The sequence below is a fragment of the Streptomyces sp. WM6386 genome, assembly GCF_000972385.1.
Lineage (GTDB): Bacteria > Actinomycetota > Actinomycetes > Streptomycetales > Streptomycetaceae > Streptomyces.
Window position 1 is genome coordinate 13,268 of sequence record NZ_JXTE01000049.1, and the last position, 22,182, is coordinate 35,449.

The 22,182-nt window shown below is 70.7% G+C and carries 21 protein-coding genes; 16 read left to right on the plus strand and 5 right to left on the minus strand.

Annotation, left to right across the window (positions count from 1 at the left end; translation table 11 throughout):
- Positions 1-46: 46 nt before the first annotated feature.
- The 3 genes from TN53_RS26775 to TN53_RS26785 all read left to right on the plus strand — a co-directional run bounded on the left by TN53_RS26775 (position 47) and on the right by TN53_RS26785 (position 3,514).
- The gene (locus TN53_RS26775; protein WP_046261281.1) at positions 47-1,078 is read left to right on the plus strand and encodes an NlpC/P60 family protein; all 1,032 of its coding nucleotides are present in this window, start codon (positions 47-49) and stop codon (positions 1,076-1,078) included.
- A gap of 199 nt (positions 1,079-1,277) precedes the next feature.
- Positions 1,278-2,291: an NlpC/P60 family protein gene (locus tag TN53_RS26780; RefSeq protein WP_046261232.1), complete on the plus strand. Its 1,014-nt coding sequence runs from the start codon at positions 1,278-1,280 to the stop codon at positions 2,289-2,291.
- Positions 2,292-2,323: 32 nt separating this feature from the next.
- Positions 2,324-3,514 (plus strand): lipoprotein, encoded by a 1,191-nt coding sequence (locus TN53_RS26785; protein WP_046261233.1) that lies wholly within the window; start codon positions 2,324-2,326, stop codon positions 3,512-3,514.
- Here TN53_RS26785 and TN53_RS26790 read toward each other — a convergent pair.
- Positions 3,502-4,032: a PadR family transcriptional regulator gene (locus TN53_RS26790; RefSeq protein WP_046261234.1), complete on the minus strand. Its 531-nt coding sequence runs from the start codon at positions 4,030-4,032 to the stop codon at positions 3,502-3,504. The genes TN53_RS26785 and TN53_RS26790 overlap by 13 nt on opposite strands.
- 89 nt (positions 4,033-4,121) lie before the next feature.
- Here TN53_RS26790 and TN53_RS26795 point away from each other — a divergent pair, with 89 nt between their 5' ends.
- Positions 4,122-5,417 carry an MATE family efflux transporter gene (locus TN53_RS26795; RefSeq protein ID WP_046261235.1) on the plus strand — a complete coding sequence of 432 codons (1,296 nt, stop codon included), beginning with the start codon at positions 4,122-4,124 and terminating at the stop codon, positions 5,415-5,417.
- A gap of 144 nt (positions 5,418-5,561) precedes the next feature.
- Here the strand turns inward: TN53_RS26795 and TN53_RS26800 are convergent, their stop codons facing one another.
- A complete protein-coding gene (locus TN53_RS26800; RefSeq protein ID WP_046261236.1) occupies positions 5,562-6,794 on the minus strand; it encodes a glycosyltransferase family 87 protein in 1,233 nt (410 codons plus the stop codon).
- 164 nt (positions 6,795-6,958) lie between these two features.
- Between TN53_RS26800 and TN53_RS26805 the strand changes: the two genes are divergently transcribed.
- Together TN53_RS26805 and TN53_RS26810 are read left to right on the plus strand one after the other, a co-directional pair.
- Positions 6,959-8,101: a glycosyltransferase family 4 protein gene (locus tag TN53_RS26805; RefSeq protein ID WP_046261237.1), complete on the plus strand. Its 1,143-nt coding sequence runs from the start codon at positions 6,959-6,961 to the stop codon at positions 8,099-8,101.
- 83 nt (positions 8,102-8,184) lie between these two features.
- Positions 8,185-9,771: a GMC oxidoreductase gene (locus TN53_RS26810; protein ID WP_046261282.1), complete on the plus strand. Its 1,587-nt coding sequence runs from the start codon at positions 8,185-8,187 to the stop codon at positions 9,769-9,771.
- A gap of 19 nt (positions 9,772-9,790) precedes the next feature.
- On the opposite strand, the gene TN53_RS26815 is transcribed toward TN53_RS26810, so the two are convergent.
- The gene (locus TN53_RS26815; protein ID WP_046261238.1) at positions 9,791-11,587 is read right to left on the minus strand and encodes an AMP-dependent synthetase/ligase; all 1,797 of its coding nucleotides are present in this window, start codon (positions 11,585-11,587) and stop codon (positions 9,791-9,793) included.
- 311 nt (positions 11,588-11,898) lie between these two features.
- Between TN53_RS26815 and TN53_RS26820 the strand changes: the two genes are divergently transcribed.
- The 6 genes from TN53_RS26820 to TN53_RS26845 all read left to right on the plus strand — a co-directional run bounded on the left by TN53_RS26820 (position 11,899) and on the right by TN53_RS26845 (position 16,842).
- On the plus strand, positions 11,899-12,696 hold the full coding sequence (locus TN53_RS26820) for a metallophosphoesterase family protein (protein ID WP_095046749.1): 798 nt from the start codon (positions 11,899-11,901) through the stop codon (positions 12,694-12,696).
- Between the two features lie 104 nt (positions 12,697-12,800).
- The gene (locus TN53_RS26825) at positions 12,801-13,244 is read left to right on the plus strand and encodes an SRPBCC family protein (protein WP_046261240.1); all 444 of its coding nucleotides are present in this window, start codon (positions 12,801-12,803) and stop codon (positions 13,242-13,244) included.
- A gap of 20 nt (positions 13,245-13,264) precedes the next feature.
- Positions 13,265-14,443 carry an ArsA family ATPase gene (locus TN53_RS26830; protein WP_046261241.1) on the plus strand — a complete coding sequence of 393 codons (1,179 nt, stop codon included), beginning with the start codon at positions 13,265-13,267 and terminating at the stop codon, positions 14,441-14,443.
- A 57-nt stretch (positions 14,444-14,500) separates the two neighbouring features.
- A complete protein-coding gene (locus tag TN53_RS26835) occupies positions 14,501-14,998 on the plus strand; it encodes a DUF5304 domain-containing protein (protein ID WP_046261242.1) in 498 nt (165 codons plus the stop codon).
- A gap of 54 nt (positions 14,999-15,052) precedes the next feature.
- The gene (locus TN53_RS26840; RefSeq protein WP_046261243.1) at positions 15,053-16,006 is read left to right on the plus strand and encodes an ROK family glucokinase; all 954 of its coding nucleotides are present in this window, start codon (positions 15,053-15,055) and stop codon (positions 16,004-16,006) included.
- A 113-nt stretch (positions 16,007-16,119) separates the two neighbouring features.
- Entirely contained in the window at positions 16,120-16,842 is a 723-nt protein-coding gene (locus tag TN53_RS26845) for an endonuclease/exonuclease/phosphatase family protein (RefSeq protein WP_046261283.1), read from the plus strand.
- Positions 16,843-16,845: 3 nt separating this feature from the next.
- Here TN53_RS26845 and TN53_RS26850 read toward each other — a convergent pair whose 3' ends face one another.
- The gene (locus TN53_RS26850) at positions 16,846-17,421 is read right to left on the minus strand and encodes a hypothetical protein (RefSeq protein WP_046261244.1); all 576 of its coding nucleotides are present in this window, start codon (positions 17,419-17,421) and stop codon (positions 16,846-16,848) included.
- Positions 17,414-18,193: an alpha/beta hydrolase gene (locus TN53_RS26855; protein ID WP_046261245.1), complete on the minus strand. Its 780-nt coding sequence runs from the start codon at positions 18,191-18,193 to the stop codon at positions 17,414-17,416. The genes TN53_RS26850 and TN53_RS26855 overlap by 8 nt, the downstream gene beginning before the upstream one ends.
- 160 nt (positions 18,194-18,353) lie before the next feature.
- Here TN53_RS26855 and TN53_RS26860 point away from each other — a divergent pair, with 160 nt between their 5' ends.
- The 4 genes from TN53_RS26860 (at position 18,354) to TN53_RS26875 (ending at position 22,175) form a co-directional block, all read left to right on the plus strand.
- Entirely contained in the window at positions 18,354-19,100 is a 747-nt protein-coding gene (locus TN53_RS26860) for a lysophospholipid acyltransferase family protein (protein WP_046261246.1), read from the plus strand.
- A 28-nt stretch (positions 19,101-19,128) separates the two neighbouring features.
- Positions 19,129-20,343, plus strand: coding sequence for a MacS family sensor histidine kinase (macS, locus tag TN53_RS26865; RefSeq protein ID WP_046261247.1), 1,215 nt, complete (start codon positions 19,129-19,131; stop codon positions 20,341-20,343).
- A complete protein-coding gene (locus TN53_RS26870; RefSeq protein WP_046261248.1) occupies positions 20,340-21,014 on the plus strand; it encodes a response regulator in 675 nt (224 codons plus the stop codon). The genes macS and TN53_RS26870 overlap by 4 nt, the downstream gene beginning before the upstream one ends.
- Positions 21,015-21,146: 132 nt before the next feature.
- Positions 21,147-22,175: a 6-phosphofructokinase gene (locus TN53_RS26875; RefSeq protein WP_046261249.1), complete on the plus strand. Its 1,029-nt coding sequence runs from the start codon at positions 21,147-21,149 to the stop codon at positions 22,173-22,175.
- Positions 22,176-22,182 lie beyond the last annotated feature (7 nt).

Consider the following 22,182-nt stretch of genomic DNA (forward strand, 5'->3'; position numbering starts at 1 on the left):
TCGAACCTCCGAACGGGTGATCACTCACAAGAAGGAGCTCACCTCCGTGGCGTCCCACCGTCGACCCAAGCAGCCGAGCCGCACGCGCGTGACCGTGCTGACCACAGCTGCTGCCGCTGCAGTCGCTCTGAGTGCCAACGCCGCCAACGCGGCGCCGAGCGAGAAGCCCAGCAAGGACGAGGTCAAGTCCAAGGTCGACAAGCTCTACGAAGAGGCCGAGCAGGCCACCGAGAAGCTCAACGGCGCCAAGGAGAAGCAGGAGAAGCTCCAGAAGGAGATCTCCACGATCCAGGACAACGTCGCCCGCGGCCAGGAGGAGCTCAACGACCTCCGGGACTCCATGGGTCTGGCGGCAGCCGCCCAGTACCGCACGGGCAGCATCGACTCCTCCCTCCAGCTCTTCCTGTCGTCGAACCCGGACGACTACCTGGACAAGGCGTCCACCGCCGACCAGTTGAGCGCCCAGCAGGTCGACGCGCTGAAGAAGATCCAGGAGAAGCAGCGCGAGCTCGCCCAGGAGCGCTCCGAGGCCTCCGAGAAGCTCAAGGACCTCTCCAGCACCCGCACCGAGCTGGCCAAGAAGAAGAAGGAAGTCCAGGGCAAGCTCGGCGAGGCGCAGAAGCTCCTCAACACGCTGACGGCCGCCGAGAAGGCCGCCATCGCCGCCGAGGACGCCCGCGCCAGCCGCTCCGCCGGCGAGCGCGTCGACCTCGGCAACTCCACCGCCGCCTCCGGCCGTGCGGCAGCCGCCTTCTCGGCCGCCCAGAGCCAGCTCGGCAAGCCCTACGTCTACGGCGCCACGGGCACCGCCTCCTACGACTGCTCGGGCCTGACCTCCTGGGCCTACGCCCAGGCCGGTGTCTCCATACCGCGCACCTCGCAGGCCCAGGCCGGCTACGGCAGGCATCTGTCGATGAGCGAACTCCAGGTCGGCGACCTCGTCATCTTCTACGGCGACCAGCACCACGTCGGCCTCTACGCGGGCAACGGCCAGGTGATCCACGCCCCGCGCACCGGCACGGTCGTCCGCTACGAGTCGATCGGCAACATGCCGTTCCAGTTCGGCGTCCGGGTCTGATCACCCTCAAGATCACGACACCGCACCGCCCGAACGGGCGAATTGCGGGAACATGAACTGACCCCACGCCCCGCCCATGACCTGCGTCATAGGCGGGGCGTCACTGTGTGTGCCCACAGAGGTCGTTGGTCGTCACCCGGTCACGGAGCTACTGTCTGCCGCGTTTCCCTGTCCGCCAGCGGAAGGAGTGCGGCTTCCCGTGGGGTCCCATCGCCGCCTTGCACCGTCCGGGTTCGACCGGGGCGCGTCCGCCGCGCTCTGTGTCCTGTCAGCCACCGCCGCGGCCCTCGGAGCCGTACCGGCGTCGGCCGCGCCGCACGACGACACCCGTGCCGAGGTGGACCGTCTCTACGAGCAGGCCGAGCAGGCCACCGAGGCCTACAACAAGGCCGACGAACGCGCCGACACCCTCCGCAAGCAGGTCTCCACCGCACAGGACCGGATCGCCCGGCAGCAGGAGCGCATCAACTCCATGCGGGAGGCGCTCGGTTCGCTGGCCGGCGCCCAGTACCGCGCTGGCGGCCTCGACCCCTCCCTCGCCCTGCTCTTCTCCGACGACCCGGACGACTACCTCGACAAGGCCGCCGCCCTCGACCGGATCAGCGCCCACCAGGCCGGTGAGCTCAAAGACCTCCAGGAGGCGATGCGCGAGCTCACCCAGGAGCGCGTGGAGGCGGCAGGGCAGCTCTCCGAGCTGGAGAAGAGCCGCAAGGCGGTGGCGAGCCACAAGCGGACCGTCGAGAAGAAGCTCGCCAAGGCCCGTGAGCTCCTCAACTCCCTGCCGTCCGCGGAGCGCGCCGCCTACGACCGGGCCTCGCGGTCGGGCCGTGCGGACATGCCCGACCTCGGCAGCGCGGTCCCGCCCAACGCCCGGGCCGGTGCCGCGGTCGCCGCCGCCCGCGGCGCGCTCGGCAAGCCGTACGTCTGGGGCTCCACCGGCCCCTCCGGCTTCGACTGCTCGGGCCTGATGGTGTGGTCGTACCGCCAGGCCGGTGTCTCCCTGCCGCGCACCTCGCAGGCCCAGCGCCATGCCGGCCGCCAGGTCCCGCTCTCCCAGGCCCAGCCCGGTGATCTGGTCACCTACCGGTCGGACGCCAGCCATGTCGGGATGTACGTGGGCAACGGCCAGGTCATCCACGCGCCCTACCCCGGCGCACCCGTGCGCTACGACCCGGTGGGCATGATGCCGGGGGCGACGGTCACCAGGGTCTGACCAACGCCTCGCCGCCGCCGTACGATCGGGAAATGGCTGGTCGAGGGCGGGCGTCGAAGCACGGTGTCGTGGCGCTGTGCCTGCTGCTCGTCTCCTTGGTGGGATGCGGCGGCAGGCCCGCCTCCGACACCGCCGGGGCCGATGTCCAGCGGCTCCTGGACCGGCGCTCGGCCGCCGTCCTGGACCGGGACCGGGCGGCCTTTCGCAGGACGGGTGCCCTCGACTGGTTCGAGAACGCCCGTGGCGTGCCGTTCGCGGCCTGGTCGTACCGCCTGACCGCCCTGCACCGCGACGGGGCCACCGCCACCGCCGAGGCCGAGCTCGACTACCGGATACAGGGCTACGACAACGCACCGGTCAGCGTCGGCCGTACCCTCACGCTGAGCCTGGACGCGAGCGGCCAGTGGTACGTGGACACGGAGAAGCCCGCCGAGAAGTCCGCCCAGCAGCTCTGGGACCAGGGCGAGGTGGCCGTCGTGCGCGGCGAGCACAGCCTCGTCCTGGGCGCCGAGCAGTCGACCGAGGTCCTGCACTCCTACGCCGATCTGGCGGACCATGCCGTGCCGGCCGTCTCGGCGGCCTGGGGCACCGACTGGTCCCGGCATGTCGTCGTCCTCGTACCGAACTCCCTCGACGGCATGGCGGCCCTGCTCGGCTCGCCCGCCTCCTCCTACCGTGGGATCGCGGCCGTCACCACGGGCGAGACGGGCGCCCCGGCGAGCGCGCCCGCGGACCGGATCATCGTCAACCCCGACGCGTACGGCGTCCTCGGCGATGTCGGCAAGCAGGTCGTGCTCACCCACGAGACCACCCATGTAGCCACCCGCGCCCACACCAGCGCCGCCACGCCCCTGTGGCTGTCCGAGGGGTACGCCGACTTCGTCGGCTACCTCGACTCCGGCCGCTCGCCCGCGCAGGCCGCCCCCGAACTCTGGCGGGCCGTGACCGACGGGCGGGTGCCGACGGCGCTGCCCGAGGACGGGGACTTCGGCTTCAGCGGCAACGCGACCGAGCTCGCGCAGGCCTACGAGAGCGGCTGGATGGCGTGCCGGATGGTCGCGGACCAGTGGGGCGAGCCAAAGCTGCGGGAGTTCTACCAGGCCGTGGGCGCCCGCGAGGAGCGGGCCGGGGCGGTCGAGGACGCGCTGGAGCGGGTCCTGGACACGGACCTGGACGACTTCACCGCCCGGTGGCGGGACTATCTGCGCGCTCAGCTGGGCTGACCGAGCTTCTCGATCGCCTCCGTCAGCCAGGCGTGCTCCGCCGCTCCGGTGGCTCGCGCGACCCGCAGCATCCCCGCCCGGAACAGGTCGTCCGTCTCCTCCGCGCGGACCGGCTCGCCACCGTCGTAGAAGAAGCTCGTGGGCGCGTTCAGGAAGTCCAGGCGGCGGCGCAGCACCTCGGCCTGTTCGCGGCGGTCCGGCAGGTGTCGTAGGAACGACAGGACCGAGTTGAAGCGGACCTGGTCGGTGATCTCGGCCTGCTTGGGATGGCGCAGGCGCTCCAGCAGGTCCTCGCGGCCCTCGTCGGTCAGGGAGAGCATGCGGCGCGGGGCCGCGCTCGTGCCCGGCTCCTCGTGCTGGTCGAGCTTGCCGGCCTTGATGAGGCGCGTGATCGCCGGGTAGAGGGCGCCGTCGCTGACCGGGCGGACATGGCCGCTGAGCGCCTTGATGCGCTCCTTCAACTCGTAGCCGTGCAGCGGCTCTTCGGCCAGGAAGCCCAGGATCGACAGCTCCAGCACCGTGGTTCCTCCTTGCGGGTGTCGTGACGCCATGCTACCTCTTATCGAGCTATCTCGTTTCGAGGTAGCTCGATAAGAGGGGTCCACAGGTGCACACTCATCGCAAGCAGCTCATCGCCCTCGCCCACCCCGTCTACTTCTCGCTCCTCGCCTCCGTCGCCGCCGGGATCATCAACACCGTCTGGGTCTCCCGGCTCGGCGGTCCGGCCGTGGCCGCCGTCGCGGTGGCGACCAACACCGAGAACGTGCTGCTCGGCCTCGCCCTGGTCTTCGGCTCCGGTACGACGGTGCTGGTCGCGCACGCCCGGGGCGCGCGGGATCCGGGGGCCGTGCGGGCGGCCGTGCGCGGGGGCTGGGCGGTGTTCGGGGCGATCACGCCGCTGGTGGTGGCGGGTGGGTTCCTGCTGCGGGAACCGCTGGCCCGGCTGGTCCTCGGAGGGGGCGAGGCACTGCCGCTGGCGGTCGGGTACTTCGCCGTCTCGATGCCGGGCATCGCCGTGTTCTTCGCCCAGCAGCTGGTCGACGGGATCCTCAAGGGCGCGGGGGACACGAGGACCCCGATGCGGCTGGCGCTGCTCGCAGGCGGGCTGATCCTGGTCTGCGACCCGTTCCTCATCCACCTCTACGGCGTCCGGGGCGCCGCCGCCTCGACGGTGCTGTGCCGGGGCGTGGCCCTGGGGGCGGGCCTGGTGGCACTGCGGCGGAACGCGCTGCTGCGCACCGCCGCCGGACCCGGGGTGGCCTTCCGGAGGACGCTGCGCACGGGGCTGCCCATGGCCGCCGACTTCACCGTGCGGCAGGGCGGGGCGCTGGTCCTGGTCGCGATCGTGGCGCGGCTGGGGGTGACGGCGGTGGCCGGGTACTCGATCGCGTACAAGGTCATGTACGTGGCCACCATGGGCTTCTACGCGGTACGCCAGGCCGCCTCCATCCACACCGCGCATCTGCTGGGCGCCGGGAGGGACGCGCGGCGGGCGATCGGGCGGCAGGCCGTGCTGGTCTCAGGAGGGTTCGCGCTGGGGGCCGCCCTTCTGCTGGCTCTGACCGCCCCCTGGATCATGGCCGCCTTCGGCGCCGGACCCGGCGTCGCCCACGACGGAGTGCTCTTCCTGCGCTGTGTCGGGCCCTATCTGCTGCTGATGGCCTGCTTCATCGCGCTCGGCGGGGTCTTCGAGGGCAGCGGAGGAGCGCCGGCCCTGCTGCGGGTGACGCTGCTCGGCACGGCGGTCCAACTGCCCCTGGCGTACGGGCTGTCGGGGCTGGGGCTGCCTGGTGTGTGCCTGGCGCTCGCGCTGTCCATGGCGCTCCAGTGCGCGGCGGTCGCCCTGCTCGCGGCCCGGCGTCAGGAGGAGACCGAGGTCCTGGTGGCGCCGGCTTCGGTCTGAGGGGCGGCGATGTCCCGGGCCGGGGCGGTGGCGTCGAACGCCATGGCCGCAGGGCATCGCGGGGTGTGGTGGCGATCGACGGGCCATCGCGTCCGAGCGGGGGGATGCGCCGGGCGCGGGAGCCCCGCTCCGAAGCGGTCGGCGTCAGGAGGAGACCGGGGTCTCCTCGGTGGTGAGCGTGGGCTGAGTGGGCAGCGGCGTCTCGGCCTCGGGCGAGGCCGTCGAGCGCCACAACTGCACGGCCGCGAGGACGGCCGCCACGACCAGCAGGCCGTTGCGGATGAACAGCAGGGTGACGCCGAGGCCGTCGCTGGCGACGACGTTGCCGAAGTAGATCGGGAACTCCAGCACCGTCACGAAGGACGCCACCAGCACGATCAGGGCGGGCGCCCCCATCCGGCTCGCCCGGAAGCACAGGCACACGGCCGCGAGACCGATCAGCCACACCATGTACTGCGGGCTGATCACCCGGCTGGTCGTGGTGAACATCAGCACCGCCACGAAGGCCGCGTCGGCCGCGGTGTGCGCCTCGAACCGGGTGGCCGTCAGCCGCCACAGCAGCAGCCAGCCGAAGGCGAGACCGGTCAGGGCCAGGGCGGCCGTGCTGACGACGTTGACCCAGGGGCCGAGGAATTCGACCGAACCGTAGTTGAGCAGCACCTGGCCGTCCCAGCCGTACTGCCGGGCCACATGGAAGACGAGGGAGCCCAGCGACTCCACCTCGGTGCCCCGGTCGGCCTGGAAGGTCAGGAAGGCGAAGGCGCCGGGCATGGCGACGGAGAACAGGGCCGCGAGGCCGGCCGCGGTGACCGCCGTCGCCATCCAGGTGCTCCGCCTGCGGACGGCGACCAGCAGCAGCGCCGGCCACACCTTGAGCATCGCCCCGAACCCCACGAGAACGCCCACCACGCGAGGGTGCCGGGCGCCCGCGAGCAGCGCGGCCACCGCGACGGCGGTGACCATCACGTCGTAGCGGGCGTAGACGGTCGGCCCGAGCAGCGGTACGCCCACCACCCACACCCAGGCGCCGCGCAGCGAGCGACCGGGGCGCAGGCCCGCGTACAGGAGCAGGGAGAAGGCGACCAGGTCGGCGAGGAAGGCGAGGACGAAGAACGCCGTCGCGTACGGGAGGAAGGGCAGCAGAGCGGGGGAGAGGATCGCGAGCGCGGCGGCCGGCGGGTACTGCCAGGTGACGTCGTCCAGCGGGAACGTTCCGGTGCGCAGGACGTCGTACCAGCCCTGGTAGATCACGGAGACATCGCTGGTGACGTCCGGGCCGGGGAAGACGAACACCTTGAGCACGAACAGGAGCAGCAGCAGCCGCGTCAGCCCCCAGGTCACCAGCAGTCCGGCCGGAGACCGCCTCGCACTCGCCATGTCCACCGGAGCCCCTGTTCGCCCGTTGCCGTTCCTGAGGTTGCCACTCTTGAGATGGCCATGATGTCCCGTCCACCTGTGTGCTTGCCACCAACGCGGCCGGGCCGAGCTGTGGGCGGGCCGTGGAACAGGCTGGGCGGGTGCTTTGGATAGGGTCGGCGGCGATGCACAAGACCCTGATCGTGACGAACGACTTCCCGCCCAGGCCGGGCGGTATCCAGGCCTTCCTGCACAACATGGCGCTGCGGCTCGACCCGGAACGGCTCGTCGTCCACGCGTCCACCTGGAAGCGCGGCCGCGAGGGCGCCGAGGCTACGGCCGCCTTCGACGCCGAGCAGCCCTTCACCGTCGTACGCGACCGTACGACGATGCTCCTGCCGACGCCCGCGGCCACGCGTACGGCCGTCGGACTGCTGCGGGAGCACGGCTGTACGTCGGTGTGGTTCGGGGCGGCCGCGCCGCTCGGGCTGATGGCGCCCGCGCTCAGGAAGGCCGGGGCCGAGCGGCTGGTGGCCACGACCCACGGGCACGAGGCGGGGTGGGCCCAGCTGCCCGCCGCGCGGCAGCTGCTGCGCCGGATCGGGGAGGGCACGGACACGATCACCTACCTCGGCGAGTACACGCGCTCACGGATCGCCGGGGCGCTGACGCCCGCGGCGGCCTCGCGGATGGTGCAGCTGCCGCCGGGGGTGGACGAGAAGACCTTCCATCCGGGGTCGGGGGGCGATGCCGTGCGGGCCCGGCTCGGGCTGGCCGACCGGCCGGTGGTGGTGTGTGTCTCGCGGCTCGTGCCGCGCAAGGGGCAGGACACGCTGATCCTGGCGATGCCGCGGATCCTCGCCGCCGAGCCGGACGCGGTGCTGCTGATCGTCGGCGGGGGGCCGTACGAGAAGGAGCTGCGCAAGCTGGCCCACGAGACCCGGGTCGCCGACTCCGTCCGCTTCACCGGCGCCGTGCCCTGGTCCGAGCTGCCCGCGCACTTCGGTGCCGGGGACGTCTTCGCCATGCCCTGCCGGACCCGTCGGGGCGGGCTGGACGTCGAGGGGCTGGGGATCGTGTACCTGGAGGCGTCGGCGACGGGGCTGCCGGTGGTGGCGGGGGACTCGGGCGGTGCCCCGGACGCCGTACTGGACGGCGAGACCGGCTGGGTGGTGCGGGGCGGCTCGGTGGAGGAGACGGCCGAGCGCATCGTCGTCCTCCTCGCGGACGCGGAACTGCGGAGCCGGATGGGGGAGCGGGGGCGGGAGTGGGTCGAGGAGAAGTGGCGATGGGATCTGTTGGCGGAAAAGTTGAAGACGTTGCTATAGCCGGAAGCGGATAATCCGCCGATGCTGCGCGCATGACAGCAAAACTGATGCAGCGTCAGCTGACGAGACGTCACATACTGGGCATGGCAGCCCTCCAGACGGCCGCCGCCGCAGGTCTCACCCGCATCGGTCTCCAGTCGGCACAGGCCGTAGAACCGGCCGCCGTCGACAACGCCCCCGCCATCGTGGTCGGTTCGGGCTACGGCGCCGCCGTGGCCGCCCTCCGCCTCGGTCAGGCGGGCATCCGCACGATCATGATCGAGATGGGCCGGCTCTGGAACACCCCCGGCTCCGACGGCAAGGTCTTCTGCTCCACCGCCAACCCGGACCAGCGTTCCATGTGGTTCCGCACCCGCACCGAGGCGCCGCTGGCCACCTTCCTGTGGCTGGACGTCGTCAACAAGGACATCAGCCTGTACCCGGGCGTCCTGGACCGGGTGCGCTTCGCCAACATGTCCGTGTTCGTGGGGCGAGGTGTCGGCGGCGGCTCCCTGGTGAACGGCTGCATGGCGGTGACCCCACTGAAGTCGTACTTCGCCGAGCAGTTCCCCACCGTCGACGCCGACGAGATGTACGGCACCTACTTCCCGCGTGCCAACTCCATGCTCGGCGTCAACACCGTCGACCCCACGTGGTTCGAGTCGACGGAGTGGTACCGCTTCTCGCGCATCTCGCGCAAACACGCCCAGAACACCGGCCTGAGGACCACCTTCGTGCCCAGCACCTACGACTTCGCCTACATGCAGAAGGAGGCCGCCGGCACGGCGACCAAGTCGGCTCTCGCGCAGGAGGTCATCTACGGCAACAACCACGGCAAGAGAAGCCTCGACAAGACGTATCTCGCCGCCGCGCTCGGCACCGGCAAGGTCACCATCAACACCATGGAACGGGTCAGGGCCGTCAGCCGGGCGAGCGACGGGACGTACGTGCTGACCGCCGACCGCGTCAACGACGCCGGCACGGTCGTCGAGACCAAGCAGTACAGCTGCACCTACCTCTTCCTCGGCGGTGGCAGCCTCGGCACCACCGAACTCCTCGTCCGGGCCCGGGACACGGGCACCCTGCCCGCCCTGGACGCGAGCGTCGGGGCCGGCTGGGGACCCAACGGCAACACCATGCTCGGCCGGGCCAACCACCTGTGGGACACCGTCGGGGCGAACCAGTCGACCATGCCGGTCATGGGCATCGACGACTGGGCGAACACCGCCAACCCCGTCTTCGCGGAGATCGCTCCTTTACCCACGGGACTGGAGCACTGGGTCAGCCTCTATCTGGCGATCACCAAGAACCCGCAGCGCGCGACGTTCACGTACAACAGCGCCACGGGCGGCGTGAACCTCGGCTGGACCGCCGCGCAGAGCGCCGTGTCCTCGGGCATGGCCAAGAAGCTCTTCGACCGGATCAACTCGGCGAACACCACGATCTACCGGACCGACCTGTTCGGCTCGACCAACCGGACCTTCGCCGACGACTTCACCTACCACCCGCTGGGCGGCTGTGTGCTGGGCAGGGCGACCGACAACTACGGGAGGGTGAAGGGGTATTCGAAGCTGTATGTCACCGACGGCTCGCTCGTGCCCGGATCGATCGGGGTGAACCCGTTCGTGACGATCACGGCGCTCGCCGAACGGACGATGGCGCGGGTCCTCGTGGAGGACACCGCGCCATGACGCTCTTTCGGAGGGCCTGCTACTTCTGGTAGATCGCCTCGACCTCGTCCGCGTAATCCTTCGCCACCACGTTGCGCTTGAGCTTCAGGGACGGCGTCAGGTGGCCCGAGTCCTCCGTGAACTGGGAGGAGAGAATGCGGAACTTCCGCACCGATTCCGCTTTCGACACCGCGGCGTTGCCGTCGTCGATCGCGGCCTGGATCGCCGCGTTCAGATCCGGGTCGTCGACCAGCGACGCCGCGGTGACACCCGCCGGCTTGCCGTGCTCGGCCGCCCAGCGGCCCAGGAACTCCTCGTCGATGGTGATCAGCGCGCCCACGAACGGCCGCCCGTCGCCCACCACCATGCACTCCGCGACCAGCGCGTGGGCGCGGATGCGGTCCTCGATCACGGCCGGGGCGACGTTCTTGCCGCCCGCGGTGACGATGATCTCCTTCTTGCGGCCGGTGATCCTGAGGTAGCCGTCCTCGTCGAGGGTGCCGATGTCACCGGTGTGGAACCAGCCGTCGGCCAGGGCCTCCTCGGTGGCGCCCGGGTTGTTCCAGTAGCCCGTGAACAGGTGCTCGCCGTGCAGCAGGACCTCGCCGTCGTCCGCGATCCGGATCACCGAGCCGGGCAGCGGCTGGCCGACCGTGCCGATCTTCTGGCGGTCCCAGGGGTTGAAGGCGGTGGCCGCGCAGGACTCGGTCAGGCCGTAGCCCTCCAGGACCGTGAAGCCGATGCCGCGGAAGAAGTGACCGAGGCGCTCGCCGAGCGGGGCACCGCCGGAGATGGCGAACTCGCCCTTGCCGCCCAGGACCGCGCGCAGCTTGCTGTAGACCAGCTTGTCGAAGGTCTTGTGCTTGATCTTCAGACCCAGCGACGGGCCCGAGGGGGTGTCCAGCGCCTTGCTGTACGCGATCGCGGTGTCCGCGGCCTTGTCGAAGATCTTGCCCTTGCCGTCCGCCTGCGCCTTGGCCCGCGCCGAGTTGTAGACCTTCTCGAAGACGCGCGGAACGCCGAGGATCAGGGTCGGCCGGAAGGAGGCCAGCTCGTTGGTGAGGTCCTTGATGTCCGGGACGGTCCCCAGCTTGATCGGCGCCATCATCGGGGCGATCTGCACGAGCCGGCCGAAGACGTGCGCGAGCGGCAGGAAGAGCAGGACGGAGCACTCGCCGGTGCGGAAGAGCGGGCGCAGGCGCTCCACGATGTTCCCGCACTCCGCGAAGAAGCTGCGGTGGGTCAGCACACAGCCCTTGGGACGGCCGGTGGTGCCGGACGTGTAGACGATGGTCGCCGGGTCGTCGGCCTTGGCGAGCGAGCTGCGCTCCTCGACGGCGGCGTCGCTGATGTCCTTGCCGAGCCGGCCCAGCTCCTCCACGCCCCCGGCCTCGATCTGCCAGAGGTGCTTCAGGGCGGGCAGCCCGTCGCGCACCGACTCGACGGCGGCCACGTGGGAGTCCAGCTCGACGACGATGGCGGTGGCGCCCGAGTCGGAGAGGATCCACTGGACCTGCTCCGCCGAACTGGTCTCGTACACCGGCACGGTGATCGCGCCCGCGCACCAGATGGCGAAGTCGAGCATCGTCCACTCGTAGCGGGTGCGCGACATCAGGCCGACCCGATCGCCGGGCTGGACGCCGGAGGCGATGAGGCCCTTGGCGGCGGCGTGGACCTCGGCCAGGAAGGTCGTGGCGGTCACGTCCTGCCAGACACCGCCCACCTTGCGGGCGATCACGGCGACGTCGGGATGCTGCGCGGCGTTTCTACGGACGATGTCCGTGAGATTGCCGTCCGCAGGGACCTCGTACAAAGCCGGAAGGCTGAACTCGCGCAAGACTGCTGCTCCTCATAGGGCGCCGGCGCCACGACGTTGTGCGATGCGACGGTGCGGTCCAAGGCTCGGGCAGGTGCTCGGGATCTTCAGTGGTTGCACCACTTGTTGAAATCCTGAGCACGACTGGACTGCCCGGACGTTACCCGCCGGTATGGCGTCTCCGACAGGGGGGTCCGGCGAGATGTTCGCTGCGTCACACAGATTGGTGCTTCTTTTCGCGCACAGTAGTCCACCCATCTGATGACTAGCCAGTAACCGCAGGCCCCATCGCCACTGTTCACGTATGCCGCACACGCCTACCCTTGATCGCCATGGCACCCACACCGGCCGGTAACCGGAGGACACGCGTACATGTGGTCAGCGACGTGCACGGCAACGCCCGTGACCTGGCCAGAGCCGGCGAGGGCGCGGACGCCCTGATCTGTCTGGGTGACCTGGTCCTCTTCCTCGACTACGCCGACCACTCACGCGGCATCTTCCCCGACCTGTTCGGAGCGGAGAACGCCGACCGCATCGTCGAACTGCGCACCGCCCGCCGCTTCGAGGAGGCCCGCGAGTTCGGCGCCCGGCTGTGGGCCGGCATCGGCACCGACCGGGCGGCCGCGATCGAGAAGGCGGTACGCAAGCAGTACGCCGAGATGTTCGCGGCCTTCCCGACACCGACGTACGCCACCTACGGCAATGTCGACATGCCGCCCCTGTGGCCCGAATACGCCGGACCGGGCACCACCGTGCTGGACGGTGAGCGGGTGGAGATCGGGGGACGGGTGTTCGGGTTCGTGGGCGGCGGGCTCAGGACTCCGATGCGCACGCCGTACGAGATCAGCGACGAGGAGTACGCGGCGAAGATCGAGGCGGTCGTCGAGGTCGACGTGCTGTGCACGCACATCCCGCCCGAGGTGCCGGAGCTGGTCTACGACACCGTCGCGCGCCGCTTCGAGCGGGGCAGCCGGGCGCTGCTGGACGCCATCCGGCGCACCCGGCCCCGGTACGCCCTGTTCGGGCACGTCCACCAGCCGCTGGTGCGGCGGATGCGGATCGGCGCGACCGAGTGCGTGAACGTGGGGCACTTCGCGGGGAGCGGCAGGCCCTGGGCCCTGGAATGGTGAGTGGGCGGTGAAGTCGGGCGCTCACGTGCGCGGTAGCCTTCACGCTGCACACACGTGCGCAGCACGACCTGCCCTACCGGCCCGCATCTGGAGGAGCCACAGCGATGGCGGAACACACCAGCTCGAGCATCACGATCGAGGCGGCACCGGCCGATGTCATGGGGGTGATCGCCGACTTCGCCCGCTACCCGGACTGGACCGGCGAGGTGAAGGAGGCGGAGGTCCTCGCGACCGACGCACAGGGGCGTGCCGAGCAGGTGCGGCTCGTCATGGACGCGGGGGCGATCAAGGACGACCAGGTCCTGGGGTACACGTGGACCGGTGAGAACGAGGTCTCCTGGACGCTGGTGAAGTCCCAGATGCTGCGGTCGCTGGACGGGTCGTACATCCTGAAGCCGGTGGGCAGCGGGTCGACCGAGGTCACCTATCTGCTGACGGTCGACGTCAAGATCCCGATGCTGGGGATGATCAAGCGCAAGGCCGAGAAGGTCATCATCGACCGTGCGCTGGCCGGGTTGAAGAAGCGGGTGGAGTCGGGGGCGAAGTAGGGGGACTACCGTTCAGTCCCATGCGCACCCTCCTGATCACCGGGCCTGGTGGTAGCGGTCGTACGACCGTTGCGGCCGCCACCGCTGTCGCCGCCGCTCTGTCCGGCGTTCGCACGCTCGTGCTGAGCGCCGATCGCACCGACAGCCTCGGCGCGGTGCTCGGAACGGCGACCGGGGCGACGCCCGTCCAGGTCCGTGAGGGGCTCACCGCCTGGCGGCCCGACGCCACCGCCGGGTTCCGGGACGACCTCGCCGCCTTCCAGCAGCGTGCCGCCAACGTTCTCGATCTTCTCGGCGCTTCCCGGCTGGACGCCGAGGAGGTCACCCCCCTCCCCGGCGCCGAGGAACTGACCCTGCTCCGCGCCCTGCGCGACGCGGCCCTCTCCGAGCGGCACGACCTGCTCGTGGTGGACCTTCCGCCCACACCGCAGGCGCTCGCGCTGCTCGCCCTGCCCGAGGAACTCCGCCGCTATCTGCGCCGTCTCCTGCCGCCCGAGCGGCAGGCGGCCCGTGCGCTGCGGCCCATGCTCGGACGGCTGGCCGGGGTGCCGATGCCCTCGGAGTGGCTGTACGAGACCGCCGCTCGGTGGGACATGGAGCTGGCCGCGGTCGAGGCGGTCGTCACGGACCGCAACACCGTCGTACGGCTGGTCGCCGAGCCCGGCCCGGCCGGCGCCGACGCCGTGCGCTCCGCCGGTCTCGCCCTCGCCCTGCGCGGTCTGCGCCCCGACGTCCTGGTGGCCAACCGGGTCCTGCCCGAGCAGGCGCACGACACCTGGCTCGCCGGTCCCGCCGCCCAGCAGCGCAAAGCGCTGGAGGAGTGGCAGGAGACGTACGACGTACGACCGGTCCGCCACCTCGGTCACGACCCGCGCGGCACCGACGACCTCGCCGCCCTCACCGCCCCCGGTGTCGAGGAGGCCACCTCCGCCGTCGAGTGGTCCGTCGCCGACCGGCTCGCCGACGACGGTGTCAGCCGGGTCTTCGTATGGCACATCCCGCTCCCCGGCGCGATACGCGACGAGCTCGACCTCATCCGGCGCGGCGACGAAATCGTGGTCACCGCCGGGCAGTTCCGCCGTATCGTGCCCCTTCCCTCCGCCCTGCGTCGCTGCACCGTCGCCGGTGCCGCCCTGCGCGACGGGGAGCTGTGCATCCGGTTCGCGCCGGACCCGGACCTCTGGCCGGAGACACGGTGAACGTGGTACGCCCATTCGGGTAACGTCGTAGGGACGAACCGCAGTCAGGAGTCCGTCATGAGCGAAGAGCTCCCCCCGTCAGACGCCGTCGGTCGTGAGGCTGTCGACGAGGTGCGGGCGACCGACGCCGATGCCTGGGCGACGGCGTGTGCCGAGGACCTCGCGGCGGAGAAGTCCCGCCGTCGCGCCGAGTACGGCCAGCCCGCGGGCTCGGCCGCCGAGGAACTGCGCAAGCTCGTCGACGCCGTCACCGACAAGCTGTCCTCGCTCCAGTCGCCCCTCCTCGGTGCGGTCGCCGGACCCGCCGCCCAGCAGGTGGTGCACCAGGTCGTCCAGCAGGCCAAGGCCGCCGTCGAGCCCGTCATCGAGCGCAACCCCGACGTCTTCGACCACCTGGCCGCGGCGGGCACCGAACTGCTCGCCGCCTACCGCTCCGCCGTCCAGGCGCAGGAGCAGCGCTGGACCCAGCGGACCACCGATCCGAAGGCCCCGGAAGAGCCCCGCCAGGACCGGGGCGACGACTCCGGACCGGGCGAGCGCATCGACCTGGACTAGAGCGCCCTCGGGTACGGTGGGCCGTAGCGGGGCTCGACCGAAACTGAGGGATTCATGGGACTCACCATCGGCGTCGATATCGGCGGCACGAAGATCGCGGCCGGCGTGGTCGATGAGGAAGGCAAAATCCTCTCGACCCACAAGGTGCCGACCCCGGGCACGCCCGAGGGCATCGTGGACGCCATCGCCTCCGCGGTGGACGGCGCGCGCGCCGGGCACGAGATCGTCGGCGTGGGTATCGGTGCGGCCGGTTACGTCAACCGGCAGCGCTCGGAGGTCTACTTCGCACCCAACATCGACTGGCGCAACGAGCCGTTGAAGGAGAAGGTCGAGGCCCGCGTGGGCCTCCCCGTCGTCGTCGAGAACGACGCCAACGCGGCCGCGTGGGGCGAGTACAAGTTCGGCGCGGGCAAGGGCCACCGCAACGTCATCTGCATCACCCTCGGCACCGGCCTCGGTGGCGGCATCATCATCGGCAACAAGCTGCGCCGCGGCCACTTCGGTGTCGCCGCCGAGTTCGGCCACATCCGGATGGTCCCGGACGGCCTGCTGTGCGGCTGTGGCTCGCAGGGCTGCTGGGAGCAGTACGCGTCGGGGCGTGCGCTGGTGAGGTACGCCAAGCAGCGCGCCAACGCCACCCCGGAGAACGCCGAGCTCCTCCTCGGCCTCGGTGACGGCAGCCCCGACGGCATCGAGGGCAAGCACATCTCCATGGCCGCCCGTCAGGGCGACCCGGTCGCCGTGGACTCCTACCGCGAGCTCGCCCGCTGGGCCGGCGCCGGCCTCGCCGACCTCGCCTCCCTCTTCGACCCGTCCGCCTTCATCGTCGGCGGTGGCCTCTCGGACGAGGGCGAACTGGTCCTCGACCCGATCCGCAAGTCCTACAAGCGCTGGCTGGTCGGCGGCAACTGGCGTCCGGTGGCAGATGTGATCGCGGCCCAACTGGGCAACAAGGCCGGACTGGTGGGCGCGGCAGACCTGGCAAGGGAACCTGACCCGATCATGTGATGCCGGGCAGGTGGACATGCCTAGGGGCGCGGGGAACTGCGCGACAAGCCACGACGATGCGGCAGTCGCACATCTTCCTCGCGCCCCTCGTCATCAGGCGTAAATTGCTCATCATGGCGTCCGACGATCCCACCCTCGTCCGAGTCCTGAGCTACAACATCCGCTCCATGCGGGACGACACCGAAGCACTGGCCAGAGTCATCCGCGCCTGCGCCCCGGACCTCGTACTGATCCAGGAAGCCCCCCGCTTCTTCCGCTGGCGCAAGAAACTCGCCCGCCTGGCCCGCGCGGCTGACCTCGTCACCCTCACCGGTGGCGCCACAGCCGCGGGACCGGCGATCCTGTGCAACCTCCGCACCACGGTCGAGCGCACGGAAGACGTCCTGCTCCCGCTCACACCAGGACAGCACCGACGCGGTTTCGCCACCGCGGTCGTCCGGATCGGCGGCGCCCGCCTCGGCGTACTCAGCTGCCACCTCTCCCTGCGCAAGGACGAGCGCTACGAGCAGGGCGGCATGCTCCTCGACCGCCTGGCCGCGCTGGGCGTGGAGCACGCGATCGCGGGCGGCGACCTCAACGAACGCCCCGGCGGCCGCACCTTCACCCGTCTCTCCGACACCCTCCAGGACTGCTGGGCCACGGCCCCCGACGGTGCCGAGCACACCTGGACCCGCACCGAACCCCACCAGCGCATCGACGCGATCTTCGCGACGAAGGGCATCGAGGTGCTCGGCTGCGGAGTACCGCTCGAACTTCCCGGCGTCACCGGGGCAGACTTGAGGGCGGCCACGGACCATCTTCCGGTCCTGGCCGCCCTCAGAGTGCCGGCGAGCTGAGACTCAGACGACCGCGCCGCGCCCCGGGTCGTCGTCCTCGTCCTCATCCGTCCGCATCCGCATCACCAGCGTCGCGAACCCGCCCAGGAAACCGCCGATGCCGATGGTGGCGAGCCACCAGGTCATGTCCCAGCGGAGCAGTATCGCCAGCAGGAGCAGCAGGGGGCCGCCCACGACAGCCAGCCACGCGAACTTCGCGGTGGTGTCAGCGGCCGGCAGCGGCGGCGGCTCCGGCGGGACGAAGTGGCCCTCGTCGTCGTCCTCGTCGAAGTCCTCCTCCGCCGGCTCGGGCGCCGTGTAGTCACGGGGGCCGACACCGGGCGCGAAGGCGACGGAGCTGCCCAGCGGCTTGGCCGAGGCGGGCTTCTCGTCCTCCTTCGGCTCCTTCGGCTCCTCGGAGATGGTCTCCGGCTCCAGCAGCGCCAGGTCCTCCACCGACTTGAACGGCTTGGCGCCCGGCGGATCCTTCGGCTCCTCGCCGTACCCGGCGACGATCGCCTCCCAGGCGGCCGCCTCGTCGAAGGGCACGCCCTGCTCGTCCGGCTCGAGGTCCTCGCGCTCGGAGTCGTGCTCAGCCACGTGCGGCCGTCCCTTCCTTGCCGATACCGGTTGCGAGCCGGCCGATGAACGCGAAGCTCTCCTCGAAGATCCGCTCCGCGTCATGGTCCAACGTCGCCACGTGGTAACTCTGTTCCAGCACGATCTCCGATACGTCCGTCGAGGACACCCGGCTCAGCACGCGCGCGGAGTCGGCCGCCGGCACCACATGGTCCTCGGCGCTGCGCAGGAGCAGCAGCGGCTGGGTGACCTGCGGGAGCTCACCGTCGACCAGGCGGAAGAACTGCCGCAGGGAGTGCGCGGAGTGCAGCGGCACCCGGGTGTACCCGAGCTCGTGCGCACCCTCCTTGGCGATGTCGTCGGCGATCCCCGGCGTCGTCCGCAGCAGATGGCGCACCACCGGAAGGGCGTACGGCGCGAGGCCGTGCATACGGTTCGCCGGGTTGACGACCACCACTGCGCTGACCGCGTCGCCGTGCTTGGCGGCCAGCCGCAGGGCGAGGGCGCCGCCCATGGACAGACCCGCCACGAACACCTGGGCGCAGCGCTCGCGCAGGGCCTGCAGCTCGCGGTCCACCTCGGCGTACCAGTCCTGCCAGCCGGTGAGTGCCATGTCCTCCCAGCGGGTGCCGTGCCCGGGAAGGAGGGGCAGCGACACGGTCAGACCGCGCTCGGCGAGGTACTCCGCCCAAGGGCGCAGCGACTGCGGGGAACCGGTGAAGCCGTGGCAGAGGAGGACGCCTGTCTCCCCGCCCTCGTGGCGGAACGGCTCGGCTCCAGCAAGGACCGGCACCTTCGGTCTCCTGTTCATGAGAAGGATGTGAACGAGTCCAGGTGAGGTTCACCGTACGCGACCGCACTGACACCGACCAGGGTCGTCGGGCCCTTTGGCGGCGCTCCGGGTTAAGGTCTCACCGACAGACACAGGAGGCACGGGGTTGTTGTACGGAACGATGAAGGTCGCCATCGGCGGGCCGCTGAAGGTCGCCTTCAGGCCCTGGGTGGAAGGCCTCGAGAACATCCCCGTCGAGGGCCCCGCGATCCTGGCGAGCAACCACCTGTCCTTCTCGGACTCCTTCTTCCTGCCCGCGGTCCTCGACCGCAAGGTCACCTTCATCGCCAAGGCGGAGTACTTCACCACGCCAGGACTGAAAGGCCGGCTCACGGCCGCGTTCTTCAAGGGCGCCGGGCAGCTCCCCGTGGACCGCTCCGGTGCGCGCGGCGCGGGCGAGGCGGCGGTCAAGGCCGGCATCGAGGTGCTGGAGCGCGGTGAGCTGTTCGGGATCTACCCGGAGGGCACGCGCTCGCCCGACGGCCGCCTCTACCGGGGCAAGCCGGGCGGCCTCGCGCGCGTGGCGCTCGCCACCGGCGCTCCTGTCATTCCGGTCGCCATGATCGACACCGAGAAGATCCAGCCGCCCGGGCAGGTGATGCCCAAGCTGATGCGGCCGGGCATCCGCATCGGCGAGCCCCTGGACTTCACCCGGTATCAGGGCATGGAGCACGACCGTTTCGTGCTGCGCGCGGTGACCGACGAGGTCATGTACGAAATCATGAAGCTCTCCGGCCAGGAGTACGTCGACATGTACGCGACCGCCGCCAAGCGGCAGATCTCGGATGCGGCGAAGGCCGAGAAGGAAGCGGAGAAGGCGGCGAAGGCCGCACTCGCGAAGGCTGAGAAGGAACGCTCCGAGTCCTAGACGGGGCTTCGGGGTCGGGGGTGGGGACATGGCCAGGCGTGAGCGTGTGATGAGGATGTCGGTGGAGCTGCCGCTGTGGCGTGCGCTCACCGGATACCGGGTGCTGACCATGCTGTACGCGGTCGGACTGTTCGCCACCGGCTACGAGAACTACGACCGCCCGGGCATCGCCGTCGCGTACTACGTCGTCCTGTGCGGCTGGACGCTCGCCACCCTGCCCCGGGTCCAGAACGAGGCCGCCTGCACCAAGCGCTTCCTGGCCGTGGACCTCGCCGTCGCGATCACCGGGATCCTCCTGACCCCGCTCGCCGTCAGCGACCACCACATCGACACCAGCGGCCCCACCCTGCCGTCGATATGGACCGCCGGCTCGGTCCTCGCGTTCGCCATCAAGGGCGGCTGGCGCTGGGCCGCGTTCGCCTCCACACCGGTCGCCGCCGCCAACCTGATCGAGCGCGGCCAGCCGGCCCGGGACACCGTCCACAACGTCATCCTCGTCTGGGTCGCCTCCATCGCCATCGGCTACGTCGTCGAGGTCGCCCGCGCCTCCGAGCGCACTCTCGCCCGCGCCCTGGAGATCGAGGCCGCGACCAGGGAGCGGGAGCGGCTCGCGCGGGACATCCACGACAGCGTGCTCCAGGTGCTCGCCATGGTGCAGCGGCGCGGTGCCGTCATCGGCGGTGAGGCGGCCGAGCTGGGCCGGATGGCCGGCGAGCAGGAGGTGGCGCTGCGCACCCTGGTCTCCGGAGGGCTGAGGCCTGTCTCGTGGGCGTCCGAGGACGTGGCGCAGGGGGCGGTCGTACGAGCCGTCGACGAGCCGGATCCCGAGGGTCCCGTCGATCTTCGCGTGCTGCTCGCCCCGTTCGCCGCCGCCAAGGTCAGTTTCGCCGAGCCCGGCGCCCCGGTGGACTTGTCCCCGGCCGCCGCGAAGGAGCTGGCCGCCGCGGTGGGGGCCGCCCTGGACAACGTACGCAAGCATGCCGGTGAGCACGCGCGCGCGTGGATCCTCGTCGAGGACGAGCCCGACGAGGTCGTGGTGACCGTACGGGACAACGGGCCCGGCATCCCCGAGGGGCGGCTCGCGCAGGCCGAGGGGGAGGGGCGGATGGGGGTGGCCCTGTCGATCCGGGGGCGGTTGAGCGAACTCGGCGGCAGCGCCGAACTGATCTCGGTGCCCGGGCAGGGCACGGAGGTCGAGCTGAAGGTACCGAAGGTTTCGCGGGGGAAGGCAGGACAGCGATGAGTGACCAGGGCCCGATCAAGGTGATGGTGGTCGACGACCACCCGATGTGGCGCGACGCGGTCGCCCGAGACCTGGACGCGTCCGGCTTCGACGTGGTGGCCACCGCGGGCGACGGCGACCAGGCCGTACGGCGTGCCAAGGCCGCCGGTCCCGATGTGCTCGTGCTCGACCTGAACCTGCCGTTGAAGCCCGGCGTCCAGGTCTGCAAGGAACTCGTCGGGCACAACCCGGCGCTGCGGGTTCTCGTGCTGTCGGCGAGCGGTGAGCACGCGGATGTGCTGGAGGCCGTGAAGTCGGGCGCGACCGGCTATCTGCTGAAGTCGGCGTCCACCGAGGAACTCCTGGACGCGGTACGCCGTACGGCCGTCGGGGACCCCGTCTTCACGCCCGGCCTCGCCGGACTCGTCCTCGGGGAGTACCGTCGGCTGGCCTCCGAGCCCGCGCCTGCCCCGGACACCGACCAGCCCAAGGCGCCGCAGCTCACCGACCGGGAGACCGAGGTGCTGCGGCTGGTCGCCAAGGGCCTGAGCTACAAGCAGATCGCCGAGCGCCTGGTCATCTCGCACCGCACGGTCCAGAACCACGTCCAGAACACCCTGGGCAAGCTGCAGCTTCACAACCGGGTCGAGCTCGTCCGGTACGCCATAGAGCGCGGGCTCGACGACGAGTAGAAGCGCGGGCTTGACGACGCGTAAACCAACGACTCCCTGATTCACCGGAATTGCCCTTCCCACCCATCGCTGTGTGACCTGGATCACCATTAGCGTGACCCTCACAGGCAACCGCGGCGAAGGGACATTTCCATGCGGGTCGGAGTACTGACCGGAGGCGGCGACTGCCCCGGGCTCAACGCCGTCATCCGGGGCGTCGTCCGCAAGGGCGTGCAGGAGTACGGCTATGACTTCGTCGGCTTCCGGGACGGCTGGCGAGGACCACTGGAGAACGACAGCGTCCGCCTCGACATCCCCGCCGTGCGCGGCATCCTGCCCCGCGGCGGCACCATCCTCGGCTCCTCGCGGACCAACCCGCTGAAGGTGGAGGGCGGCATCCGCCGCATCAAGGAGAACCTCGCCAAGCAGGAGGTCGAGGCGCTCATCGCCATCGGCGGCGAGGACACCCTGGGCGTGGCCGCACGCCTCAACGACGAGTACGGCGTCCCCGTCGTCGCCGTACCGAAGACCATCGACAACGACCTGTCCGGCACCGACTACACCTTCGGCTTCGACACCGCGGTCGGCATCGCCACGGAGGCCATCGACCGGCTGCACACCACCGCCGAGTCCCATATGCGGGTTCTGGTCTGCGAGGTCATGGGCCGGCACGCGGGCTGGATCGCCCTCCACTCGGGGCTGGCCGGTGGCGCCAACGTCATCCTCATCCCCGAGCAGCGCTTCGACGTCGACAAGGTGTGCGCCTGGGTGACCTCCCGCTTCAAGGCCTCGTACGCCCCGATCGTGGTCGTCGCCGAGGGCGCCATGCCCAAGGACGGCGACATGGTCCTCAAGGACGAGTCGCTGGACTCCTTCGGACACGTCCGGCTGTCCGGGGTCGGCGAGTGGCTGGCCAAGGAGATCGAGAAGCGGACCGGCAAGGAGGCCCGTACGACGGTCCTCGGGCACATCCAGCGCGGCGGCACCCCCAGCGCCTTCGACCGCTGGCTCGCCACCCGCTTCGGCCTGCACGCCATCGAGGCCGTCCGGGACGGCGACTTCGGCAAGATGGTCGCGCTGCGCGGCACGGACATCGTGCGGGTGCCGATCGCGGAGGCGACGGCCAAGCTGAAGACGGTGGACCCGAAGCTGTACGAGGAGGTCGGGGTGTTCTTCGGCTGAGCCCGGG